At 60.6% G+C, this 20,998-nt stretch carries 18 protein-coding genes; all 18 read left to right on the forward strand.

Annotation, left to right across the window (positions count from 1 at the left end):
- Positions 1-42 precede the first annotated feature (42 nt).
- The gene (gene dnaJ, locus PMW70_RS07245) at positions 43-1,191 is read left to right on the forward strand and encodes a molecular chaperone DnaJ (RefSeq protein WP_271744381.1); all 1,149 of its coding nucleotides are present in this window, start codon (positions 43-45) and stop codon (positions 1,189-1,191) included.
- A 9-nt stretch (positions 1,192-1,200) separates the two neighbouring features.
- The gene (locus tag PMW70_RS07250; protein WP_271744382.1) at positions 1,201-2,493 is read left to right on the forward strand and encodes a MiaB/RimO family radical SAM methylthiotransferase; all 1,293 of its coding nucleotides are present in this window, start codon (positions 1,201-1,203) and stop codon (positions 2,491-2,493) included.
- The gene (locus tag PMW70_RS07255) at positions 2,474-3,460 is read left to right on the forward strand and encodes a PhoH family protein (protein WP_271744383.1); all 987 of its coding nucleotides are present in this window, start codon (positions 2,474-2,476) and stop codon (positions 3,458-3,460) included. The genes PMW70_RS07250 and PMW70_RS07255 overlap by 20 nt, the downstream gene beginning before the upstream one ends.
- Entirely contained in the window at positions 3,457-3,966 is a 510-nt protein-coding gene (gene ybeY / locus PMW70_RS07260) for an rRNA maturation RNase YbeY (RefSeq protein WP_271744384.1), read from the forward strand. Before PMW70_RS07255 ends, ybeY begins: the two co-directional genes overlap by 4 nt.
- A 9-nt stretch (positions 3,967-3,975) precedes the next feature.
- The gene (locus PMW70_RS07265; RefSeq protein WP_099431794.1) at positions 3,976-4,353 is read left to right on the forward strand and encodes a diacylglycerol kinase family protein; all 378 of its coding nucleotides are present in this window, start codon (positions 3,976-3,978) and stop codon (positions 4,351-4,353) included.
- A gap of 12 nt (positions 4,354-4,365) precedes the next feature.
- The gene (gene era / locus PMW70_RS07270; RefSeq protein ID WP_271744385.1) at positions 4,366-5,433 is read left to right on the forward strand and encodes a GTPase Era; all 1,068 of its coding nucleotides are present in this window, start codon (positions 4,366-4,368) and stop codon (positions 5,431-5,433) included.
- Positions 5,434-5,448: 15 nt separating this feature from the next.
- Entirely contained in the window at positions 5,449-6,198 is a 750-nt protein-coding gene (recO, locus tag PMW70_RS07275; RefSeq protein ID WP_271744387.1) for a DNA repair protein RecO, read from the forward strand.
- A 138-nt stretch (positions 6,199-6,336) separates the two neighbouring features.
- On the forward strand, positions 6,337-6,615 hold the full coding sequence (rpsO, locus tag PMW70_RS07280) for a 30S ribosomal protein S15 (protein ID WP_035138510.1): 279 nt from the start codon (positions 6,337-6,339) through the stop codon (positions 6,613-6,615).
- A gap of 150 nt (positions 6,616-6,765) precedes the next feature.
- Positions 6,766-9,012, forward strand: coding sequence for a polyribonucleotide nucleotidyltransferase (locus PMW70_RS07285; protein WP_271744388.1), 2,247 nt, complete (start codon positions 6,766-6,768; stop codon positions 9,010-9,012).
- 640 nt (positions 9,013-9,652) lie between these two features.
- Complete coding sequence (locus PMW70_RS07290; RefSeq protein ID WP_117654800.1) at positions 9,653-11,323, forward strand: ribonuclease J; 1,671 nt, start codon at positions 9,653-9,655, stop codon at positions 11,321-11,323.
- A gap of 1 nt (position 11,324) precedes the next feature.
- On the forward strand, positions 11,325-14,102 hold the full coding sequence (locus tag PMW70_RS07295; protein WP_271744389.1) for an FtsK/SpoIIIE family DNA translocase: 2,778 nt from the start codon (positions 11,325-11,327) through the stop codon (positions 14,100-14,102).
- Positions 14,102-15,595 (forward strand): helix-turn-helix domain-containing protein, encoded by a 1,494-nt coding sequence (locus PMW70_RS07300; RefSeq protein WP_271744392.1) that lies wholly within the window; start codon positions 14,102-14,104, stop codon positions 15,593-15,595. Before PMW70_RS07295 ends, PMW70_RS07300 begins: the two co-directional genes overlap by 1 nt.
- 26 nt (positions 15,596-15,621) lie before the next feature.
- Positions 15,622-16,119: a YajQ family cyclic di-GMP-binding protein gene (locus PMW70_RS07305; RefSeq protein ID WP_271744393.1), complete on the forward strand. Its 498-nt coding sequence runs from the start codon at positions 15,622-15,624 to the stop codon at positions 16,117-16,119.
- A 27-nt stretch (positions 16,120-16,146) separates the two neighbouring features.
- Entirely contained in the window at positions 16,147-17,496 is a 1,350-nt protein-coding gene (gene rimO / locus PMW70_RS07310) for a 30S ribosomal protein S12 methylthiotransferase RimO (RefSeq protein WP_271744395.1), read from the forward strand.
- Between the two features lie 99 nt (positions 17,497-17,595).
- Positions 17,596-18,144 (forward strand): CDP-diacylglycerol--glycerol-3-phosphate 3-phosphatidyltransferase, encoded by a 549-nt coding sequence (pgsA, locus tag PMW70_RS07315; RefSeq protein WP_416378078.1) that lies wholly within the window; start codon positions 17,596-17,598, stop codon positions 18,142-18,144.
- Between the two features lie 12 nt (positions 18,145-18,156).
- A complete protein-coding gene (locus PMW70_RS07320) occupies positions 18,157-18,687 on the forward strand; it encodes a CinA family protein (protein ID WP_117654796.1) in 531 nt (176 codons plus the stop codon).
- Positions 18,688-18,944: 257 nt separating this feature from the next.
- Positions 18,945-20,093 (forward strand): recombinase RecA, encoded by a 1,149-nt coding sequence (gene recA, locus PMW70_RS07325; protein WP_022094695.1) that lies wholly within the window; start codon positions 18,945-18,947, stop codon positions 20,091-20,093.
- Between the two features lie 11 nt (positions 20,094-20,104).
- Positions 20,105-20,797, forward strand: a complete 693-nt coding sequence (locus PMW70_RS07330) for a regulatory protein RecX (RefSeq protein WP_271744400.1) — start codon at positions 20,105-20,107, stop codon at positions 20,795-20,797.
- The last annotated feature ends 201 nt before the right edge of the window (positions 20,798-20,998 follow it).

Genomic DNA, 20,998 nt, shown 5'->3' on the forward strand with positions numbered 1-20,998 from the left:
AGGACGCACTGTGACAATAATGAAAGTCGGAAGGATTCGGTCGTGTCGGAAAATAGGGATTACTACGAGGTACTTGGCGTCGACAAGGATGCCGACGCGCGGACGATTAAGCGCGCGTTTCTAAAGAAGGCCCGTACCGTACACCCGGACGTTTCGGACGACCCCGAGGCCGAGGCCAAGTTCAAGGAGCTCAACGAGGCCTATTCCGTTCTTTCCGATGAGCAGAAGCGTGCTAACTACGACCGTTACGGCACTGCCGACGGCCCTGGTGGTTCGGGCTACGTCGATATCAACGATATCTTTGGTGGTATGGGCATGGACGACTTGTTCTCGTCGTTTTTTGGCGGCGGTGCCGGCGGTGGCGCCCGCAGCCGTCGCGAGCGTCGTCGCGGTCGTGACATGGCCATCTCGCTTTCGGTGACGCTCGAGGAGGCGGCGCTCGGCTGCAAAAAGACAATCAGCTATGACCGCTTTGCTTCTTGCGAGGACTGCAATGGCACCGGTAGGGCAGAGGGCGCACAGGAAAAGCAGTGCGGCCGCTGCCACGGCACGGGCTATGTCACGACGGTTCAGCGATCGTTTTTGGGCCAGGTTCAGTCTTCCTCGCCTTGCCCCGACTGCCATGGCGAGGGCACGGTTATCGACCATCCCTGCGAGACCTGCGATGGTCAGGGCCGCACGCCTTCGCATGAAAAGATTGACATCGATATTCCCGCCGGCGTTTCGACCGGTCGACAGCTGCGTGTGAGCGGCTTTGGCGAGGCCGGTCTTCGCGGCGAGCCTTCGGGCGACTTGATTGTCAACGTGCGCGTTGCCGACCATGAGCGCTTTAAGCGCAACGGTGACGACCTGTACCTGGTGAGCGATATCTCGATTGCGCAGGCTGCGCTCGGCTGCGAGATCGAGGTCGAGGGCATTATGCCCGACGAGGTCGTTAAGGTGTGCGTCCCCGCCGGCGCCCAGTACGGCGACACCGTGAGCGTCAATAATTACGGCATGCCGCGCATTGGCGGTGGCGGTTCGCGTGGCCGCTTGATCGTGCAACTGCGCGTGGTCGTTCCCACCAATCTTTCCAATAAGCAGCGCGAGCTGCTCCGTGCTTTTGCCGATGAGATGGGCGATGACGTCGCTTCCGGTAAGAAGTCGGTGACCGACCGTATCAAGAGTGCCCTCGACGATATCCTCGATTAAGGAGCCCGCGTGCTCGCACCCCATATTTCCGCCGTCAACCTCGGCTGCCGTGTCAACCGGGTTGAGTCTGACCGTATCACTGCCGATCTTATGCGCCTGGGTTTTGCTATGGTGGAGCCCCAGGATGCCGACCTGATCGTCATTAACACCTGTGCCGTTACGGGCGAGGCCGAGGCCAAGACCCGTAAGGCCGTTCGTCATGCGCTGGCCTATCCGGGCGAGCCTTACGTGGTCGTAACCGGCTGCGTCGTCAACCTGCATCCCGAGGAGCTGCTGGAGCTCTCCGATCGCGTGATCGCCGAGCCGTCCAAGATTGACGTCGCCGAGCGCGTCTGCGAGGTGCTGGGTGTTGAATCCGATAGCGTGCCCGCCTGTAGCGATGGCGACGTGGTCGATGCGCTCGGTCGCTCTCGCCTGGGCGTGAAGATTCAGGACGGCTGCAACCATCGCTGCACCTATTGCATTGTGTGGAAGGCACGCGGCCCCGAGCGCTCCGTGCCCGTCGAGTCCGTGCTCGAGCAAGTTCGCGAGGCCCAGGAGGCCGGCGTGCCCGAGGTGGTGCTGACCGGTGTGAACCTGGGTGCCTACGATGGCAAGAGCGCGACCGACGAGCATGTCGAAATCGATGAGCTGCTCGAGGCCATCATGGAGCGCACGTCTATTCCGCATGTGCGCATTTCCTCGGTCGAGCCCATGGATATCTCTGAGCGCCTGCTTAAGGTTATGGCGCGCTATCCGCAGCGTATTGCCCCGTTTTTGCACCTGCCCGTGCAGTCCGGCTGTACGGCAACCTTGCATCGCATGGGTCGTCCCTATAGTGCGGAGTCCTTTGAGGACACGGTGCGTATGATTCGCGCCAACTTGCCCCAGGCGTCTCTTTCGTGCGACGTCATCGTCGGTTTTCCTGGTGAGACGGACGAGGAGTTCGAGGAGTCGCTGGCGCTGTGCCGCCGTGTGGGTTTCTCGCGTATGCACGTGTTCCGCTATAGCAAGCGTCCCGGTACCCTTGCTGCCGACATGCCCGACCAGGTGCCGCCCGAGGTTATGGCCGAGCGCAGCCGTCGTATGCGAGACACGGCGCAGGAGCTCGCTATTGCCGATGCTCGTCGTCGCGTGGGCACTGTCGAGCGTGCCGTGCTCGAGTATGGTGACAGCCTGACGCTCGGTTCGTTCCATCATGCCCGTCTTGACGATACCTGTGGACTTACAGCCCCGTGCCTGCTCGATGTTGCTATCATCGGAGTCGATGATTCCGGCTTGGTCCATGCGCGCAGGGAGGTCCATGGAAGCCTCGAAGATTAGACTTACCGTTCCCGAGGGAATTGATCCCTCGTGCGTTTTGGGCGCCGGCGACGGCGTCCTTCGTGCACTCGAGAGCTTGGTTCGCGCCCATGTGGTCGCCCGTGGCGATAGCATCGCCGTGAGCGGTGACCCGGACGAGGTCGAACTCGTGGCTCGCTTTTTCGAACATGCTTTTCGCGAGGCGACGGCCGGGCGCACGCTGTCTGCTGACGATGTCTCTCGCTGCCTGGCCGTCTTGCGCGACGGTGAGCACGAGGCTACGTCGCTTCGCGATGACGTGCTGCTTTCGTATCGCGGCCGCGTCATTCGCCCCAAGACGCTTGGGCAAAAGCGCTATGTGGATGCCATTCGCTCGCATACCATCACCTTTGGCTTGGGTCCTGCCGGTACCGGTAAGACCTATCTGGCCATGGCGCTCGCCGTTGCCGCGCTCAAGCGCCATGAGGTGGGCCGTTTGATCTTGACGCGTCCTGTTGTCGAGGCGGGGGAGAACCTGGGCTTTTTGCCTGGCACCCTCGAGGAAAAGATCGATCCGTACATGCGTCCGCTCTACGACGCCCTTTTTGACATGATGGATCGCGAGCGCACCGATGAGCTTATGGAGCGCGGCGTGATCGAGATCGCCCCGCTTGCCTATATGCGCGGTCGTACGCTGAGCGATGCTTTCGTGGTGCTCGACGAGGCGCAAAATACTACGCCCGAGCAGATGAAGATGTTCCTGACACGCCTTGGATTCAACTCCAAGTTCGTGATTACCGGCGACCTCAGCCAGCGCGACCTGGTGGGTCGTCGTGGTGGCTTGGCGGATGTTGAGAAGATTTTGGGCCGTGTCGACGATGTGGCGTTTGCACACCTGGAGCGCGCCGACGTGGTGCGCCATGCCCTAGTGGGTCGTATCGTTGAGGCATATGATGCTTATGATGACGTGCGCGAGCAGCGCTCGCGCGACCGAAAGGAGTCCCGTTGAGTGTATTGATCAGCAACGATGCCGAGCTCGATACGCTGCTCGACGCGCAGGAGGTGGAGCACATCTGCGAGGTTGTGCTTGCCGCCGAGGGCGTTGAACGTGAAGTCGAGATTTCCCTTTCGTATGTCGACGAGGACGAGATGCACGAGCTCAACCACGAGTGGCGTGGCATCGACCGCACCACCGATGTGCTCTCGTTTGAATGCGACTCGGCCTTTGACGAGGATATTCCCGCCGACGAGACGCTCGAGCTCGGCGATATCATCTTGGCCCCGCAGGTCATTGCCCGTCAGGCCCCCGGCTTTGGCAATAGCCCTGTCGACGAGTGCCGCCTGATGCTCGTACACGGCATGCTGCACCTGCTGGGGTATGACCATATCGAGGACGACGAGGCCGAGGTCATGGAGGCCCGCGAGGACGCTATCCTGCGCGATCTGGCGCTCGAGCGCGGCGAGGACCCCAAACTCGTTCACGTCGGCCCCATCACCAATCATGGCCACGACTAGGAGCCGCTTATGATTCCCGGATCGAACAAGGATCATCCGTCCTTTTTAAAGTCGTTCTCCTACGCCATGGAGGGCTTCGTCACCGCCGTCAAGACCGAGCGCAACATTAAGGTTATGCTCGTAGCGGGCGTGTGCACCGTCATTGCCGGCTGCATCGTGGGGCTCGACATTGCCGAGTGGGCCACGATTATCATCTGCTGCGGCCTGGTGATTCACGGCGAGCTGTGCAATACCGCCATGGAGGCCATTGTCGATCTGGCGACCCAGGAGCTCCATCCGCTGGCAAAACGCGCCAAGGACATCGCCGCCGCCTCGGTATACGTACTTTCAATCACCGCCGCGATTGTGGGCTTGCTGGTATTTGCCCACGCGCTCGGCTTTATTTAGAAAGGGATTCCCATGTCCGACAATATGCAGCCTATCGATGAATTTTTGGACGACGAGTCCCCGGATGCTAAGGCGACCGAGGCCTATGAGGAAGTCGAGGAGTTCGACCCGTTTGAGGGCATGAGCGACGAGGAGCTCGACGCCCTGTGCGATGAGGACGACAGCCTCGCGGGCTTTGGCGACGTTGAGCCCGGTTTCCGCAGTGGCTTCGTGGCCTTGGTCGGCCGCCCCAACGCCGGTAAGTCAACGCTGCTCAACGCCTGCTATGGCAAAAAGGTCGCCATCACCTCGCCGGTGGCCCAGACGACCCGCCGCCGCATGCGCGCCGTCGTCAACCGCCCCGGCTACCAGCTGGTCTTTGTCGATACCCCGGGTATCCACAAGCCCAAGGACGGTCTAGGGTCCGAGCTGAACAAGAGCGCGCTGTTCGAGCTGAACGATGTCGATGTTGTCGCGTTTTTGATTGATGCCACCAAACCGATCGGCAGGGGAGACGCCTGGGTTGCCGAGCGTGTCAAGAATGCCCGTTCCAAGAAGGTCCTGGTGCTCACCAAGGCCGATGAAGCCGACCCCGCACAGGTCATGGAGCAGCTTAAGGCCGCCCACGAGCTTATGGAATATGACGACGAGATCGTGACGTCGTCGGTCAAGAACTTTAACGTCGATGCCTTCATCGAGACCGTTGCGCACTTTTTGCCCGAGGGTCCGCGTTGGTTCCCCGAGGACATGGGTACCGACGCTTCCGACGAGACGCTCGTTGCCGAGTTTGTGCGCGAAAAGGTCTTGCGCCGCACCCGTGATGAGATTCCGCACTCCGTTGGCGTTATTTGCGATGCGCTCGAGCAGACCAAGAAGGTGCTGCGTGTGCACGCCACCATTTATGTCGAGCGTGAGGGCCAAAAGGGCATCATCATCGGCAAGGGCGGCGAGATGATCAAGCATATCGGCATCGACGCCCGTCGCGATCTTGAGCGCATCTTTGGCACGCAGGTCTTTTTGGAGTTGGACGTGAAGGTCAAGGCCGGTTGGCGCGACGACGAGGCTCAGATTCGCCGTTTTGGCTACAACGCCGAGGACTAAGGACGCGCAGCGCGCATGGCAGGCTCCCGGACATATCGCACGAAGGTGATCGTGCTCGACAAGACCAAGCTCAAAGAGACCGATCTGATTCTGACGATGCTTGACGAGCGGGGTCGTCAGGTTCGTGCCGTGGCAAAGGGGGCCCGCAAACCCGGTGGGCGCTTGGCGGCGCGCTGCGAATTATTCTGTACCGTCGATATGCTGCTCGCACATGGACGCTCGCTCGACGTTGTTTCTCAGGCCGAGCTTTTGGAAGCGCCGGTTGGCGCCGCGCCCGATTACGAGACGACCTGCGCCGCAAGCGCGATTGCCGAGGTCGCGCGCGTGTGCTCATTCGAGGACGCCGAGGACCCGTTTACCTTTGCCATCACGCAGCGGGCGCTCACGCTTGTCGGCTGTGGGCTCGACTCGGCACATATGGACCTGCTCGTGGCGGCCTTTGTCTTTAAACTTCTGTCGCACGTGGGCTATCGACCCGATTTTTCGGCCTGCGTGCTGTGCGGAGACCCCATGCTGTCGTACTTTTCGCCCCAGGCGGGCGGGCTCATGTGCGGTTCGTGCGCGTCGAGCGTTCCGGGTGCTGAGCTGGTTTCGACCGGTGAGGTCGAGTGGCTGCGCGCCCTCATGTCCATGACCTTCGATGCACTCATGGTCGAGCGAATCGACCCGCATACGGCGGCGTTCTTGCTCGGGCTTTCGCATGTGTGGGCTGCGACGCACACCGACCAGCGCCTCCGTGCGATGGAATTCATGTTGGGTCGGTGATGATGCGCATGGGCGGTCTGCTTGTGGTAACATACCGACCTGTTGGTACCTCGACCTTGGATGCTCGCTCCACCGACGGCTTCCCAGTCCGAGGCGAATAGTGTCGCCCGCGGGCGACAAGAAACGAAAGGTGAAACAATGACTGTTTCCAAAGAGCGCAAGGCTGAGCTGACTGCCCAGTTCGGTAACACCCCGGTCGACACCGGCAACCCCAAGGTTCAGGTCGCCATCCTGTCCGAGCGCATCAAGGAGCTGACCGAGCACATGAAGTCCCACCAGAAGGACTTCCACACCCGTCGTGGCCTGCTCATGCTCGTCGGCCGTCGTCGTCGTCTTCTCTCCTACATCAAGAAGAACGACATCGTCGAGTACCGTGAGCTCATCAAGGCTCTGGGCATCCGCGACAACATCCAGTAAGGATTTGTACATGCTAAGAGCGTCCTGCGCAGCGGGGCGCTCTTTTTGTGTAAGGGCGCGAACAATCACGCTCTGAAGCGTGGCGGGGGCAGGGGGCCCGCGTCACATGAGAAGCCCACAGGCAAGGGGCCTGTGGGGTAAAGGAGAACAATGACACTCGTATCCAAGACCTTTGAGCTGTACGGCAAGACCTACACCTTTGAGTCCGGCGAGCTTGCCAAGCAGGCCACCGGCGCCTGCCTGGTCAAGCAGGGCGACACCACGATGCTCGACACCGTGGTTGTCTCCAAGGAGCGCAAGAACTACGACTTCTTCCCGCTGACCGTCGACTTCAACGAGAAGATGTACGCAGCCGGCCGCATCCCGGGTGGTTACCTCAAGCGTGAGGGCCGTCCCAGCGAGAAGGCCACGCTCACCGCGCGCATGATTGACCGTCCGATTCGCCCGAGCTTCCCGGACGGCTTCCGCAACGAGGTGCACATTGTCGCCACCTCGCTCGTCGCCGACCAGGTCAACCCCTTCGACGTCATCAACGTCATGGGTGCCTCCCTGGCCATGACGCTCGGCGGTGTGCCCTTCGAGGGCCCGCTTGCCTGCGTGCGCATCGGCCGCAACGTGGAGACCGGCGAGTTTATCGTCAACCCCACCTATGAGGAGCGCGAGAACTCCGATCTGGACCTGGAGCTGGGTGGCTCCGCCGACTTCATCTCGATGGTCGAGGCCGGCGCCGAGGAGATCTCCGAGGACGACATGCTCGCCGCCATGAAGTTTGGCCAGGAGGCCCTTGCTGCCTTCTGCCAGGCTCAGGACGAGTTTGTCGCCGAGTGGGAGCAGATCAACGGCGCCATCGTCAAGAAGGAGTACCCGCTCGACCAGCCCGTCGAGGAGGTCCAGGAGCGCATCTTCGCCCACTACGACGAGATGGCAGCCGCCCTTCGCGACGCCGACAAGCTCTCCCGTATCGGTAAGGTCGAGGCTCTGAAGGAGTCCGTCCGTGCCGAGTTCACCGAGGAGGAGCAGTCCGCTTGGGAGCGCGAGATTCCCGTGGCGCTCAAGAAGCTCGAGAAGAAGGCTATGCGTACCATGGTCGTCGAGACCGGCGAGCGCGTCGACGGCCGTGCCGCCGATGAGATTCGCCCCATCATGGTGAAGGATAACTACCTGCCGCTCGTTCACGGCTCCGGTCTGTTCCAGCGTGGCCAGACCCAGGTGCTTTCCGTCCTGTCGCTCGGTATGCTCAACGAGGGCCAGCGTCTGGATACCATCGAGCCCACCGAGGGCAAGCGCTACATGCACCACTACAACTTCCCGCCGTTCTGCACCGGCGAGACCGGCCGCATGGGCAGCCCCAAGCGCCGTGAGATCGGTCACGGCAACCTGGCCGAGCGCGCCCTGCTTCCGGTGCTCCCCGACGAGAACGAGTTCCCCTACGCCATCCGCGTGGTCTCCGAGGTCATGGAGTCCAACGGCTCCTCTTCGATGGCTTCGACCTGCGGCTCCACGCTCGCCCTTATGGACGGCGGCGTGCCCATTAAGCGCCCGGTCTCCGGTATCGCCATGGGCCTGATCCAGGAGGAGGGCAAGACCGTGGTCCTGTCCGACATCCAGGGTCTCGAGGACTTCCTGGGCGACATGGACTTTAAGGTCACCGGCACCACCGAGGGCATCACCGCCCTGCAGATGGACAACAAGGCCACCGGCCTTACCTTCGACATCCTGGCGCGCGCCCTGCAGCAGGCCAAGGAGGGTCGCGCCTTCATCCTGCAGAAGATGCTCGATGTGATCCCCGAGCCGCGTCATACCACGCGCAGCACCGCCCCGCGCATCGTCTCCATCCAGGTTCCGACCGATAAGATCCGTGACGTCATCGGTTCCGGCGGTAAGGTCATCCGCGGCATCCAGGACGAGACCGGCGCTTCGGTCGACATCCAGGAGGACGGCACCGTCTTTGTCGGCGGCACCGGCGAGTCCGTCGATCAGGCTGTCGAGCGTATCAAGCTCATCATCAAGGTTCCCGAGCCGGGCGAGGAGTACACCGGTCGTGTGGTCTCCATCCAGCCCTTCGGCGCCTTCGTGAACCTGTTGCCCGGTAAGGACGGCCTGCTGCACATCTCCCGCGTCGCCAAGGGTCGTGTGGAGAAGGTCGAGGACGTCCTCAACGTGGGCGACGAGGTCAAGGTCGTCGTCATCGAGGTCGACGATCGCGGCAAGATCTCGCTCGATCGTCTGGACAAGCCCGAGGCCCCGGCTCGTGCCGAGGGTGCCTCCGAGGGCGACGGCGAGCACTTCCAGCGCCGTGAGCGTCCGCGTCGCGAGCGCTCCGAGCGCAGCGACCGTCCGCGCCGTCCCGGCGACAACGGAGGCCGCAAGCCCCGCCGTCACCACGACGCCGAGTAACAGCCGTACATAACCAGCACCGCAAGGGCGACTCCGGACGGGGGCCGCCCTTTTGCTGTTCCCGGCGGGGGCCGCGGGTAAAGTTTCCTGCTCTACAGTCCTGCGCAAGACGGAAAGCACATTAAGTGCTTTCCTTTGCGTGCGGAACTCGCGATAAACTTCATATGCGGCCCTCCCGGGCGCAAGCAAAAGGACTGGTTAGTGCCGCTCGCTATTTAGTTAGACAGTCTATTCAGTAGTCAGATTTCAGATCTGTAGATAGCCGCAGCAGCATCTTCCCAGATAAAACCGACCAAAATAAACCTGTCCCTTTTTGGCAGGTTTCCCGTGGGGCGGGCACTGATGAAGTTTATCGCGAGTTCCGCACGAACAGGAGGCCACTTAATGTGGCCTCCGTCGTGAGCAGGACTGTAGAGCAGGAAACTTCATCAGTGCCCGCCCCACGGGAAACCGGCGGGATAGACCGGTTTGGATGGGGCTTTGATGCATGGGTGGTCTGTTGGTGGGCAAATGGGTATCATACTGTGGTTATTGCATCGACTCTGCGATGCATATTTGTACGTTCCCGGCGGTCGGTTTGCCAGAAGCGCCCCGTCGGTTGTTCCAGACACGTTTCGAAGAAAGGAAACAACACTCACCTATGGCAGCTAAAAAATCATCTCCCTTGAAGATCATTCCGCTTGGCGGCCTTGACGGCATCGGCAAGAACATGACGGTCTTCGAGTGCGGCGACGACATGGTGCTCGTCGACGCCGGCCTTATGTTCCCGGATGACTCCCAGCCCGGTATCGACCTGGTGCTTCCCGACTACACCTATGTTCTTGAGAACGAGGAGAAGCTCCGCGGCATCATCGTCACCCACGGCCACGAGGACCACACCGGTTCGCTTCCGTATCTGCTGCAGGACCTCAACAATAAGGTGCCCATCTTCTCGAGCAAGCTGACGCTCGGCTTTATCGAGGGCAAGCTCTCCGAGTTCCGCATCCGCGCACCCAAGTTCCGTGAGGTCAAGGGCGGCAGCCATGTCAACCTCGGCGGCATCTCGCTCGACTTCTTCTCGATGACGCACTCCATCCCCGGCGCTCTGGGCGTGTTCATTCGCACCAACCAGGGCACCGTTATGCACACCGGCGACTTTAAGCTCGACCAGACGCCCATCGACGGCGTCACGCCCGACTATGCCGCTATCAGCCGTTTTGCCAAGCAGGGCATCGACCTGCTGCTTTCCGACTCCACCAATGCCACGGTTCCCGGCTTTACCAAGTCCGAGGCCGAGGTTGGTCCCAACCTGTTGCACGCCATCAAGAACGCCCCGGGTCGTGTGTTCGTCGCGTCGTTCTCGAGCCACATCCATCGTCTGCAGCAGATCTGCGATGCCGCCCGCAAGTGCGGCCGTAAGGTCGTTGTGACCGGTCGCTCCATGCTCACGAACACCCGCGTGGCGCGTGAGCTGGGCTACCTCAACATCGATGACGCCGATATCATCGATGCCTTCGATATCGATAACCTGCCCGACGATAAGATTGTCGTCATGTGCACTGGTTCGCAGGGCGAGCCGCTGTCGGCCCTGTCCCGCATGGCCAATGGCGAGCACAAGACGCTCTCCATCCACGAGGGCGATACCGTTATCCTTTCGGCAACTCCCGTTCCTGGCAACGAGAAGGCCGTCCAGCAGGTCGTCAACAGCCTGGCCAAGCTCGGCTGCGACGTGTGGGATAAGAACCGCGCTCTCGTCCACGTCTCGGGTCACGGTAGCCAGGAGGAGCTCAAGCTCCTGATGGCCATGGCCAAGCCCACGTACTTTATGCCGGTTCACGGTGAGGCCGTGCATCTGCGCGCCCATGCCCAGCTGGCCCGCAAGATGGGCATCAAGGACGATCATATCTTTATCCTCGATAACGGCGACACGCTCGAGATGCGCGGTGGTATCGTCAAGCGCGGTACGCCCGTCGAGTCCGGTGTCGTTTACGTCGACGGCCTGCGTATCGGCGATACCGACCCCATCGTCCTGCGCGATCGCCAGAAGCTCGCCAACGACGGTATGGTCACGGCCGTTGCCATCGTCTCCCTCAAACACAAGAAGATCGAGGCCATCGAGTTCTCGGGCCGCGGCGTCTCGTTTGCCATCGACGACCAGTTCTCCGAGGATGCCTCCGCGTCCATTATGAAGACGATCGAGAAGGGTAAGTTTAGCTTTACCAGCAGCGGTTCCGATGCCATTCGCAAGGCCGTGCGCGATTCGCTCTCTAACTTTATCTGGAGCCGTACGCGCACCCGTCCGATGATCATCCCGGTCGTCATGGAGGTTTAGTTTGGCGCGCGGATCTGCACAAAACGCCAAAGGCAATAAGGCCAATAACCAACCGGCATCTGCTAAGGGTGCCGGTTCCCATCTGCGTGCCAATAAGGGCCACGAGTCCGAGTTCGATGAGTTTGAGCCCTTGGTCGAGCCTTCGGCCAATCGCGATATCGCCGGTGTGGTCATCGCCGTTTTGGCGATCGCGTCCTTCATTGCCGTGATCTCTCCGGCAACAGCGCCCGTGACGGCTGCGGTTGCCGGTTTCTACCACCTGGGCTTTGGTCTGGGCGCCTACGTGCTGCCGATCGTCATCTTGCTGTTTGCCGCCACGCTCTTTTTGGGTGAGGACTCGCCGCTCAACGTGCGCTCTGTCGCGGGCGGCGCCGTGGTCTTTATCGCCGTCGTCTCCATTCTTTCGCTGATGGTGCCGGGCACGAGCGATTCGTGCGACCTTATGTTTACGCCGCAGAACCTTTCCGTGTCGGGCGGCTACATTGGCGCCTTTATCGCAAGTGCCTTGCAAAACGCCCTGGGTAAACCTATCGCCATGGTTGTCTTGCTGGGGCTTGTCGTCGTTGGTTTGGTCATTATCGGCTTTTCGGTGGGTGGCGTTTTGCGCTCCGCACGCGATCGCGCTGCCGATTTTGCCGAGCGTCGACGTGCCGATGTCAATGCGAGCCCGTGGGGCGATGAAGAGGCCCTGTCGGTTCCCGGCGTCGCCCGTCCGCACCTGAGCATTCTGCGCCAGAAGGGGACTGACGCCGCGGTGACCACGGTCATGGGTGGCGATGTCGACCCGGTTTTGGATGATGACGAGGACGATGACCCGTTTGTCGACGTATCCGAGTCGGTTGAAGCCGAGCGAGCCAAGACCACGCTGTTGCCGCGCCGCCATGCCAAGAAGGGCAAGTCTGCGCCTAAGCTCAATACGAGTGAGCCCGACCCGTCTTGGTCCGATAGCGAGATTGAGCTCACCGAGGGCGATGACGAGGACGACGAGGGTCCGATTGAGACCGCAAAGACAACTTTGCTGCCGCGTCGCCATGCAAAGCGCGGCCAGGTAACCGGCCAGCTTTCGATGGAAGACGACTCCGATAAGATCGACGAGTCCGAGCCGCCGTTTGTCGTGAATCCCGTCTCGGCCGCACCTCAGATTCCCGACTTCCTGAAGCATCCCAAGGTTGCCGGTGCGCCTGCCACGAGTGCTATCGAATCGGCTGCGGCTCGTGATGGGGGAGTGGACGACGGCGCCGCAGATAACGAGGGCGAAGAAGAGGACGGCCTCAAGCTTCCGCCGCTCGAAATCCTGCATGCCAACCCGCAGTCGGCTTCCGCCGCGTCTTCGGACAAGGAGCTGGAGCAGACCGCTGAGTCACTGCAATCCACCTTGCTTGAGTTTGGCCGCAGTGCCCGCGTGGTCGGCTGGATCGCCGGCCCCACGGTGACGACCTTTAAACTGCAGCCCGGTGAGGGCGAGCGTGTGAGCAAAATCTCGAGCCTCGAGGACGATATCGCGCTTTCGCTCGCTGCCCAGTCGGTGCGTATCTTTGCCCCGATCCCCGGCACCTCGCTCGTGGGCATCGAGATTCCCAACCGCAAGCGCCAGAACGTCAATCTGGGCGACGTGCTGCCCTATGTGAAGGGCGGTCCGCTCGAGCTCGCCATCGGCCGCGACGCCGAGGGCACGCCGGTTGTCGCCGACCTCGCCAAGATGCCTCACCTGTTGATTGCCGGTACGACCGGTTCTGGTAAGTCGGTGATGATCAATTCCATCATCACGACATTGCTCATGCGCGCCCTTCCCGAGGACGTTCGCCTGATCATGGTCGACCCCAAGCGCGTCGAGCTTGCGGGCTATAACGGTCTGCCGCATCTCTATGTGCCCGTGGTGACCGAGCCCAAGCAGGCCGCGAGCGCTCTGCAATGGGCTGTGTCCGAGATGGAGCGTCGCCTGAAGGTCTTCGAGCGTCTCAACGTGCGTAAGATCTCGACCTACAACGAAAAGCAGGCTGCTGGCGAGTTTGAGCATTACGACAATCCGCCGCAAAAGATGCCCTACCTTGTCATTATCATTGACGAGCTCTCTGACCTGATGATGGTCGCCGGTAAGGATGTTGAGGCCTCGATCGTGCGTATTGCACAGCTGGGCCGTGCCGCCGGTATTCATCTTATCGTTGCCACGCAGCGCCCCAGCTCCAACGTGGTGACGGGCCTCATCAAGGCCAACATCACCAACCGCATCGCCTTTAACGTCGCCACGGGCATCGACTCGCGCGTCATCATCGATCAGATGGGCGCCGAGAAGCTCACCGGTTTGGGCGACATGTTGTTCTCCAAGGTCGACTGGGGCAAGCCCCGCCGTATCCAGGGCTGCTTTGTCTCGGACGACGAAATCAACGAGATTGTCGAGTTCGTCAAGTCGCAGAGCGAGCCCGACTACCACGAGGAGATTCTGTCCGCCGTGGCGCCCGCTTCCATGTCCATGGCTGGTGGCGGCGGCATTGTCCGCACCGGAGTCGCCGAGCCGCAAGACGATGATCCGCTCATTTGGGAAGCCGCCCATATTGTGGTGGAATCGCAGCTTGGCTCCACATCTGGCCTGCAACGTCGTCTGAAGGTTGGCTATGCGCGTGCCGGGCGTATTATGGACATGCTGGAAGAAAAGGGTGTCGTCGGCCCGCCCGACGGTTCTAAGCCGCGCGAGGTCCTGTTGGACGAGGAGGGGCTTGCCGCGCTGGAATCTGTCGACGCCGAGATGGCACGTGAAGATCGTGAGTTTGGAGGATTCTGATGGCTGCACGCTTTGGTGACATGCTGCTCGAGCAGCGTCGCCGAATGGGCCTTTCCATTCAGCAGGTCGCCAACACCATCAAAATCAGGCCGCAGATCATCGAGTTTTTCGAGACCGGTAACTTTGCTTCGATGCCGCCGCGCGGCTATGCGCAGGGCATGATTTCGAGCTATGCTCGTTTTTTGGGACTCAATCCGCGCGAGGTCGTCAATGCCTACTTTGACGAACTGATGGCATACGAACGCGAGACGTCGCAGCAGGGCGGTCGTTTCCAGGACGCCGCCGGCTACGTCAATTCGCGTTCCTCTGTCGATAACGGGCGCTTTCTGATGGTTCAGGGCGGTCGTTCGACTCGCTATGGACAGCGTCCTCAGCAGGCCGGTTATATTACCGAGACGGGTTCGGGCGAGGAGATTCGCTCGCAGCGTGACCGGTTCCGCAGTACGCCGATGCCCGAGGACCGTGCACTTCCCGCTGCCCGCGGCGTGGCGCGTGACCCTCGTGCCGGCTACGGCGACGGCGGCTATTCCGATCGCGGTCACCGTGGTATCTCCACCGGACGCTCTCGCAGTGGCTATGCGGACGCCGATACCACGCAGGTGACGCCGCGTCTTCGCTCTCAACCACAGCCGTATGGCCAGCGCTCTTCGGCTCCGCGTGCGGGCCAGCGTGGCTATCAAGGCCGCGGTGAACTTGCGCCCCGCTCGGGTCAGCGCAGCCTTCAGGGCCAGGGTGGCTATTGCGGCCGTTCCGATAGCAATCGTGGCCGTATGCCTCAGGGAGGCGGCCGCAACAGTTCCAGTCGTGGACGCGGCGGTTCCCGTGCTCCTCAAAACAACGGGCTCGATCCGCGTATCGTCTACGCCGGTATCGGTGCCGTGGCGTTGCTGCTGATCGTGCTCATCGTGGTACTTCTGCGCGGCTGCGCATCTTCGACGCCCGAGACCACGCCCGAGACGCCCGCTGTTACCAAGACGACGACCAAGAAGTCTTCTAAGAAGACCGAAACGGTCGACGAGGACGAAGACACCGATGAGCCGACTGACGAGTCGACTGATTCGGACGCCGCCAAGACGACGGCCAAGAAGGAAGAGAACGAGGTCACAAAGGTTAAGGTCTCCGTTGCCAAGGGAAAGACCGCGTGGATTGAGGTCAAGGTCGACGGAAAGTCGGTTTATGGCGCTCAGGCGACTGGCCCCTTTGAGCAGGAGTACACGCCCGAGTCCTCGATCGAGATCACCACGTCTAAGCCTTCCGATGTCACCGTTACCAAGAACGGCGAAAAGGTCCGTTACGATACCAAGACCTCGGGCGTGGCGCGCGTGACGATCACCGTTCCCAAGAAGGAGACGACTGATTCCGAGAATGGTGAAAGATCTGATGGTGCCGACACCACCGACGGCACCGATGCCCAGTCCACGGATGGCGCCGATACCGCAACTGACGGCCAGACGCCCACCGATTCTACCGACTATTCGTACGATAGCTACTAAGCCGTTCGTACGCGAAAGGAAACATCATGGCTAAAGATTCCAGCTTCGACGTCGTGTCCGAGGTCAACATGCAAGAGGTCGACAACGCCTTCCAGCAGACCACGCGCGAGATTTCCCAGCGCTATGACCTGAAGGATTCCGGCGCCACGATCGAGCTTTTGAAGGGCGACAAGCTCTTTACGATCAACGCCCCGGCCGACTTTGTCTCCAAGCAGATCATCGATGTCCTGAGCTCCAAGCTCATCAAGCGCGGCATCGACCTCAAGGCTGTCTCGTGGGATGCTCCGCAGGCGGCATCGGGCGGCACCGTGCGCGTGCTCGGCCATATCGTCGAGGGTATCGACCAGGCGACCGCCAAGAAGATCAATAAGGACATCAAGGACCAAAAGCTCAAGGTCAAGGTGACCATCGAGGCCGAGAAGCTGCGTGTTTCCTCTGCTTCGAAGGACGCGTTGCAGACCGTTATCCAGTTCCTGCGCGACCAGGACTACGGCCAGCCGCTGCAGTTCACCAACTACCGCTAATATCATTCGAAAGGACTGCTCTCCAACATGGATACACCGTTGGGCTCCGTGCTCTACATCACCCTCGGGTGCGCTAAGAACGAGGTTGACACCGACCGCATGCGTTCTCTTTTAACCGCCGCGGGCTACGAGGAGGCATTCGACCCACAGGATGCCGATATCGCCATCGTCAATACATGCTCGTTCCTCGCCTCCGCAACGTCCGAGAGCATCGAGACCACGCTCGAGCTCGCCAACGAGGTTCAGGACGGCGTTCGTTCTTGTCCCATCGTCATGTGCGGCTGTGTGCCGTCGCGCTATGGCGACGACCTGCCTGACGAGCTGCCCGAGGTCGCTGCCTTTGTGAAGGCCGACGAGGAGGACGGCATCGTGGCGGTCATCGATGGCGTGCTGGGTGTCGAGCGTGAGATCGCTGCCTATATTCCGCAAGTCAAGCGCACTGTCGAGGGCGCCGTTGCTTACGTCAAGATTTCCGATGGCTGCAACCGTTTCTGCAGCTTCTGCATGATCCCCTATATTCGCGGTCGCTATCATTCGCGCAATGCCGAGAGCATTATCTCCGAGGTACGCGACCTGGTTGACGGCGGTGTGCGCGAGATCGTGCTGATCGGCCAGGACACGGGTATTTGGGGCACCGACTTTGCCGACGAAGACGTCACCGATGGCTCGCCGCGCAATCTGGCGCAGCTGCTGCGCGCCGTCGCCGAGGCCGTGCGTCCGCAGAACGTCTGGGTCCGTGTGCTCTACCTGCAGCCCGAGGGCATGACCGACGAGCTCATTGAGACCATTCGTGATACGCCCGAGGTGCTGCCCTATATCGATATCCCCGTGCAGCACTGCGACGCGCGCATCCTCAAGGCTATGCGCCGTTCTGGTTCGCGCCAGGAGCTCGAGGACCTGTTCCGCGATCTGCGTGAGCGCATCCCCGGCATCGTGATCCGTTCCACGGCCATGGTCGGCTTCCCGACCGAGACCGACGACGAGTTCCGCGACCTTATCGACTTTATGGACACCGTCGGCTTCGACTACACGAGCGTCTTTGCCTACTCGCAGGAGGAGGGCAGCCTGGCCGCCAAGATGGAGGGCCAGGTCGACGAAGAGGTCAAGCTCGAGCGCGCCCAGGAGGCCATGGACCTGGCCGAGTCGCTCGGTTTTGCTGCAACTGCCGCACATGTGGGCGAGCGCGCCCAGGTGATTGTCGACGGTATCGAAGAGACCGAGGACGGCGCCGAGCTGATCGGACATGCCTGGTTCCAGGCGCCTGATTCCGATGGCGCGGTGCATCTGGATGCCAGCGAGGCATCTGTGGGCGATATTCTGACGGTCGAGTTTACCGATAGCTTCTGCTATGAGCTTATCGGCCATGTTGTGGAGTAGGAGAGCGTCGTGGCAAACGAGAGCAATAAGGAACTGACGAGTGTTTGGACGCCCGCCAACATCGTGACGTGCGTTCGCATCGTCTTTATCCCGGTGTTCATGATTGTGTCGGCGCTTTCTCACACGAGTGTTGCCGGTACAGATTGGAGCACCTTCGACGGCCCGCTCGCCGCCGCTGCCTTCATTCTGTACGTCATCCTGTCGTGCACCGATAAGGTTGACGGCTACCTGGCGCGCTCGCGCAACGAGATTACCGACTTCGGTAAATTCTTGGACCCCATCGCCGACAAGCTGCTCGTATTCTCGGCCCTGCTGCTATTCTTGGACTTTGGTGCCGTGTCGGTTTGGTCCGTGTTCATCATCTTGTTCCGCGAGCTGCTGATAAGCGCCCTGCGCATGGTTGCGAGTGCCGCCGGCGTGGTCGTTGCCGCCGATAAGCTTGGCAAGTACAAGACGGCGACCACGATGGTCTCCATCTGCGGTTACCTGTGCGTCTTTGCGATGGCCGGCTTGCACCTTGGCCCGCTGGCGCTGACGCTCGGCATCTACTCGGTGTCGCGCTTCCTGTACGCCGTTGCCGTTGTCCTGACCGTTATCTCGGGCGCCCAGTACTTCTGGAACTGCCGCAAGATCGTCTTTTCGGTCTAGGTTCTGGTGGGTATGACGGACTCTTTTGAGCAGATTTCCGCACATAACGAGGAGCTGGCGCGTCATATTGTCGAGCGCGCGAGCGCTCGGGGCGTGACGGTTTCGACGGCTGAGTCGCTGACAGCAGGTATGATCGCCTCGACGATTGCCGATATCCCGGGCGCCTCGGCGGTGCTGCGTGGCGGTGCGGTGACCTACTGCGATGAGATCAAGCATCGCGTTTTGGGTGTTGATCAGGAGACGCTCGACCGCTATACCGCGGTGTCGCATCAGACCGCGCGCGAGATGGCGGCGCGTTCGCTGGAGCTGTACCAGAGCGATATTGCAGTGAGCGCAACGGGTTATGCCGGCCCCGGCGGCGGCACTGAGGACGATCCGGCTGGCACTTTCTATATTGGCTGGGCGTATCGCGCGGCTGATGGGGAAGTGCCGGTCGTGGACTCTGTGCGCTGCCACTATGAGGGCGACCGTTCGTGTATTCGTGCCCATGCGGTCGCGGAGGCATTGGGACGCATTGCCCTTGTGCTTAACTCTATGGAATAGACGTGTTTTAAGGGGCCTTCGGGCCCCTTAAATGTGGAGATAGGGACCCCTGACGAATTTAGCGTTTGCGCTGGTCATAGGTGTATTTTTGCCTTTCTTGTTCTTATTTGCCCCTTTGTGGTCAAGCATTTGGTCAGTGTTTGGTCGGCGTTTGGTTGGGTTTTGGAAAGACTGCCTGCATATGATTGGCCTGAACGGTTGACCACGAACAGCCGTTCGTTTATTATCGATGCAGGTTGTTAAGAGGAGGGCTATTCATGGCCAAGAATTCAGGTCCCGTACGTACCGTTCATGCTCGCACGACGGGTAAAGAGCGCGATGAGATGATCGCCACCACCAAGGCCGAGATCGAGAAGAAGTTCGGTCAAGGCTCCATCATGAGGTATGGTGACGGCGGCCCCGAGCTTGAGGTTGAGGCCATCCCCACGGGCGCTCTGGCACTCGATGCCGCTCTGGGTATCGGCGGTGTGCCGCGCGGCCGTATCGTCGAGATTTACGGTCCTGAGTCCTCCGGTAAGACGACGCTTTCGCTCGAGATCCTGGCCGAAGCCCAGGCAATGGGTGGCGTGGTGGCATTTATCGATGCCGAGCACGCGCTCGATCCCACGTATGCCGCGCGCATTGGCGTGGATATCGACGAGGTACTGATTTCCCAGCCTGATACGGGTGAGCAGGCGCTCGAGATTGTTGACATGCTCGTGCGTTCCGGCGCCATCGATGCCATCGTCGTCGACTCCGTCGCCGCGCTGACCCCGCGTGCCGAGATCGAGGGAGAGATCGGCGATACCACGGTCGGATTGCAAGCTCGTCTGATGAGTCAGGCGCTCCGCAAGCTCGCCGGCTCGCTGTCCAAGTCCAACACGACATGCATCTTCATTAACCAGCTGCGAGAGAAGATCGGCGTCATGTTCGGCAACCCCGAGACCACGACGGGCGGCCGCGCCCTTAAGTTCTTCTCTTCGGTGCGTATCGACATTCGCCGCATCGACAGCATTAAGCTTAAGGATGAGGTTATCGGTAACCGCGTGCGCGCCAAGGTCGTTAAGAACAAGGTGGCAGCTCCGTTCCGTTCTGCTGAGTTCGACATCATGTACGGTACGGGCATCTCTAAGGAGGGCTCGATTCTGGACATGGCTGTCGAGTGCGGCATTTGCAAGAAGATGGGCTCCTGGTTTGCCTATGGCGAGGACAAGCTCGGCAACGGTCGCGAGGCCGCCAAGGCGTTCCTGCGCGAACACCCCGATTGCGCCGACGAGATTGAGCATAAGGTCCGCCTTGCCTGCGGGCTTGAGTTTGACGACGATGCTCCGTCCGAGGTCGAGCTGACCGATCAGCCTGCGCCTGAGGAGTTTGACGAGCTTTACGCCATCGATGGTTCCGCCATGCTCGATGATGACGACGAGTAGCGGTTACGCTCATGTCGTATACTGTGACCGAGGCCACGGTCGTCTTTCCCGATAAGAAGGCGGCCTCCTCGTTCTCGAGCGGGTATGCGTCCAAAAAGCCTTGCGCACATATCGATTGTGAGCTTGAGGGCGGTTTTGAGCGGTCCATTTGGATTCCCGTGCGGGTCGCGCGCTTGTATATCAAAAATCGCCCCGATCTTCCCTGTGATTGGGATAACTTTCGTGAAGCGGTGCAGCTCATCGAGCGTAAATGTGCACTTACCATGGTGACCGAGATGCTATCGCGCCGCGACCATGCGACGGGTGAGGTCCGTGACAAGTTGGCACGCTACGGCTTTCGCCAGCCCGCGATCGATTTCGCCGTCGAGCGCGCCACCGAGTATCGCTTTTTAGACGAGAACCACTTTTGCTCGTACTTTATCGAGGAACGCAAGCGGCGCGGTTGGGGACAGCGTAAAATCGAGACCGAGCTCAAGCGCCGTCATGTCGTGCTCGATGACATTCCCGGTTATCCCGAGGATTATTTTGCCGTCGAAGACGATTTGGCGCGTGCGTCAGCCCTGCTCGCCAAGCGGCGTGTTCCAGAGACGCGCGGATTCGAAAAACTGGTTCGGTTTTTGATGGGCAAGGGCTTCTCGTATCACATCGCCGCCGATGCCGTTAAGGCACGTCTCGATGCCGAACGTGAGGAATGTGCGGTTTAGGCGTATGCGTTTTGTGGCCCTGCCGTTCACCGCGTTTTAGCCGCCGTGCTGGGGCCATTTATTTGACAGTTGTTGTGGTTCAACGTACGATAAACACTGTCATTTGCTTTGTGATATGTGCTCATCTGTGATGAGTTTGTTTATATGTTTATCTGTATCCGACCCGCATAAGCTGCGCCCATATTACTCAAATGTCGCGAG

Source organism: Collinsella aerofaciens, assembly GCF_028209625.1.
GTDB classification, from domain to species: Bacteria; Actinomycetota; Coriobacteriia; order Coriobacteriales; family Coriobacteriaceae; genus Collinsella; species Collinsella aerofaciens_AM.

Bases quoted from the DNA above. Each gene is read 5' to 3' on its own strand.
- PMW70_RS07255 (WP_271744383.1), top strand. From the start codon at position 2,474: ATGGAAGCCTCGAAGATTAGACTTACCGTTCCCGAGGGAATTGATCCC.
- PMW70_RS07265 (WP_099431794.1), top strand. From the start codon at position 3,976: ATGATTCCCGGATCGAACAAGGATCATCCGTCCTTTTTAAAGTCGTTC.
- era (WP_271744385.1), top strand. From the start codon at position 4,366: ATGTCCGACAATATGCAGCCTATCGATGAATTTTTGGACGACGAGTCC.
- recO (WP_271744387.1), top strand. From the start codon at position 5,449: ATGGCAGGCTCCCGGACATATCGCACGAAGGTGATCGTGCTCGACAAG.
- rpsO (WP_035138510.1), top strand. From the start codon at position 6,337: ATGACTGTTTCCAAAGAGCGCAAGGCTGAGCTGACTGCCCAGTTCGGT.
- PMW70_RS07285 (WP_271744388.1), top strand. From the start codon at position 6,766: ATGACACTCGTATCCAAGACCTTTGAGCTGTACGGCAAGACCTACACC.
- PMW70_RS07290 (WP_117654800.1), top strand. From the start codon at position 9,653: ATGGCAGCTAAAAAATCATCTCCCTTGAAGATCATTCCGCTTGGCGGC.
- PMW70_RS07300 (WP_271744392.1), top strand. From the start codon at position 14,102: ATGGCTGCACGCTTTGGTGACATGCTGCTCGAGCAGCGTCGCCGAATG.
- PMW70_RS07305 (WP_271744393.1), top strand. From the start codon at position 15,622: ATGGCTAAAGATTCCAGCTTCGACGTCGTGTCCGAGGTCAACATGCAA.
- rimO (WP_271744395.1), top strand. From the start codon at position 16,147: ATGGATACACCGTTGGGCTCCGTGCTCTACATCACCCTCGGGTGCGCT.
- pgsA (WP_416378078.1), top strand. From the start codon at position 17,596: ATGATTGTGTCGGCGCTTTCTCACACGAGTGTTGCCGGTACAGATTGG.
- PMW70_RS07320 (WP_117654796.1), top strand. From the start codon at position 18,157: ATGACGGACTCTTTTGAGCAGATTTCCGCACATAACGAGGAGCTGGCG.
- recA (WP_022094695.1), top strand. From the start codon at position 18,945: ATGGCCAAGAATTCAGGTCCCGTACGTACCGTTCATGCTCGCACGACG.
- PMW70_RS07330 (WP_271744400.1), top strand. From the start codon at position 20,105: ATGTCGTATACTGTGACCGAGGCCACGGTCGTCTTTCCCGATAAGAAG.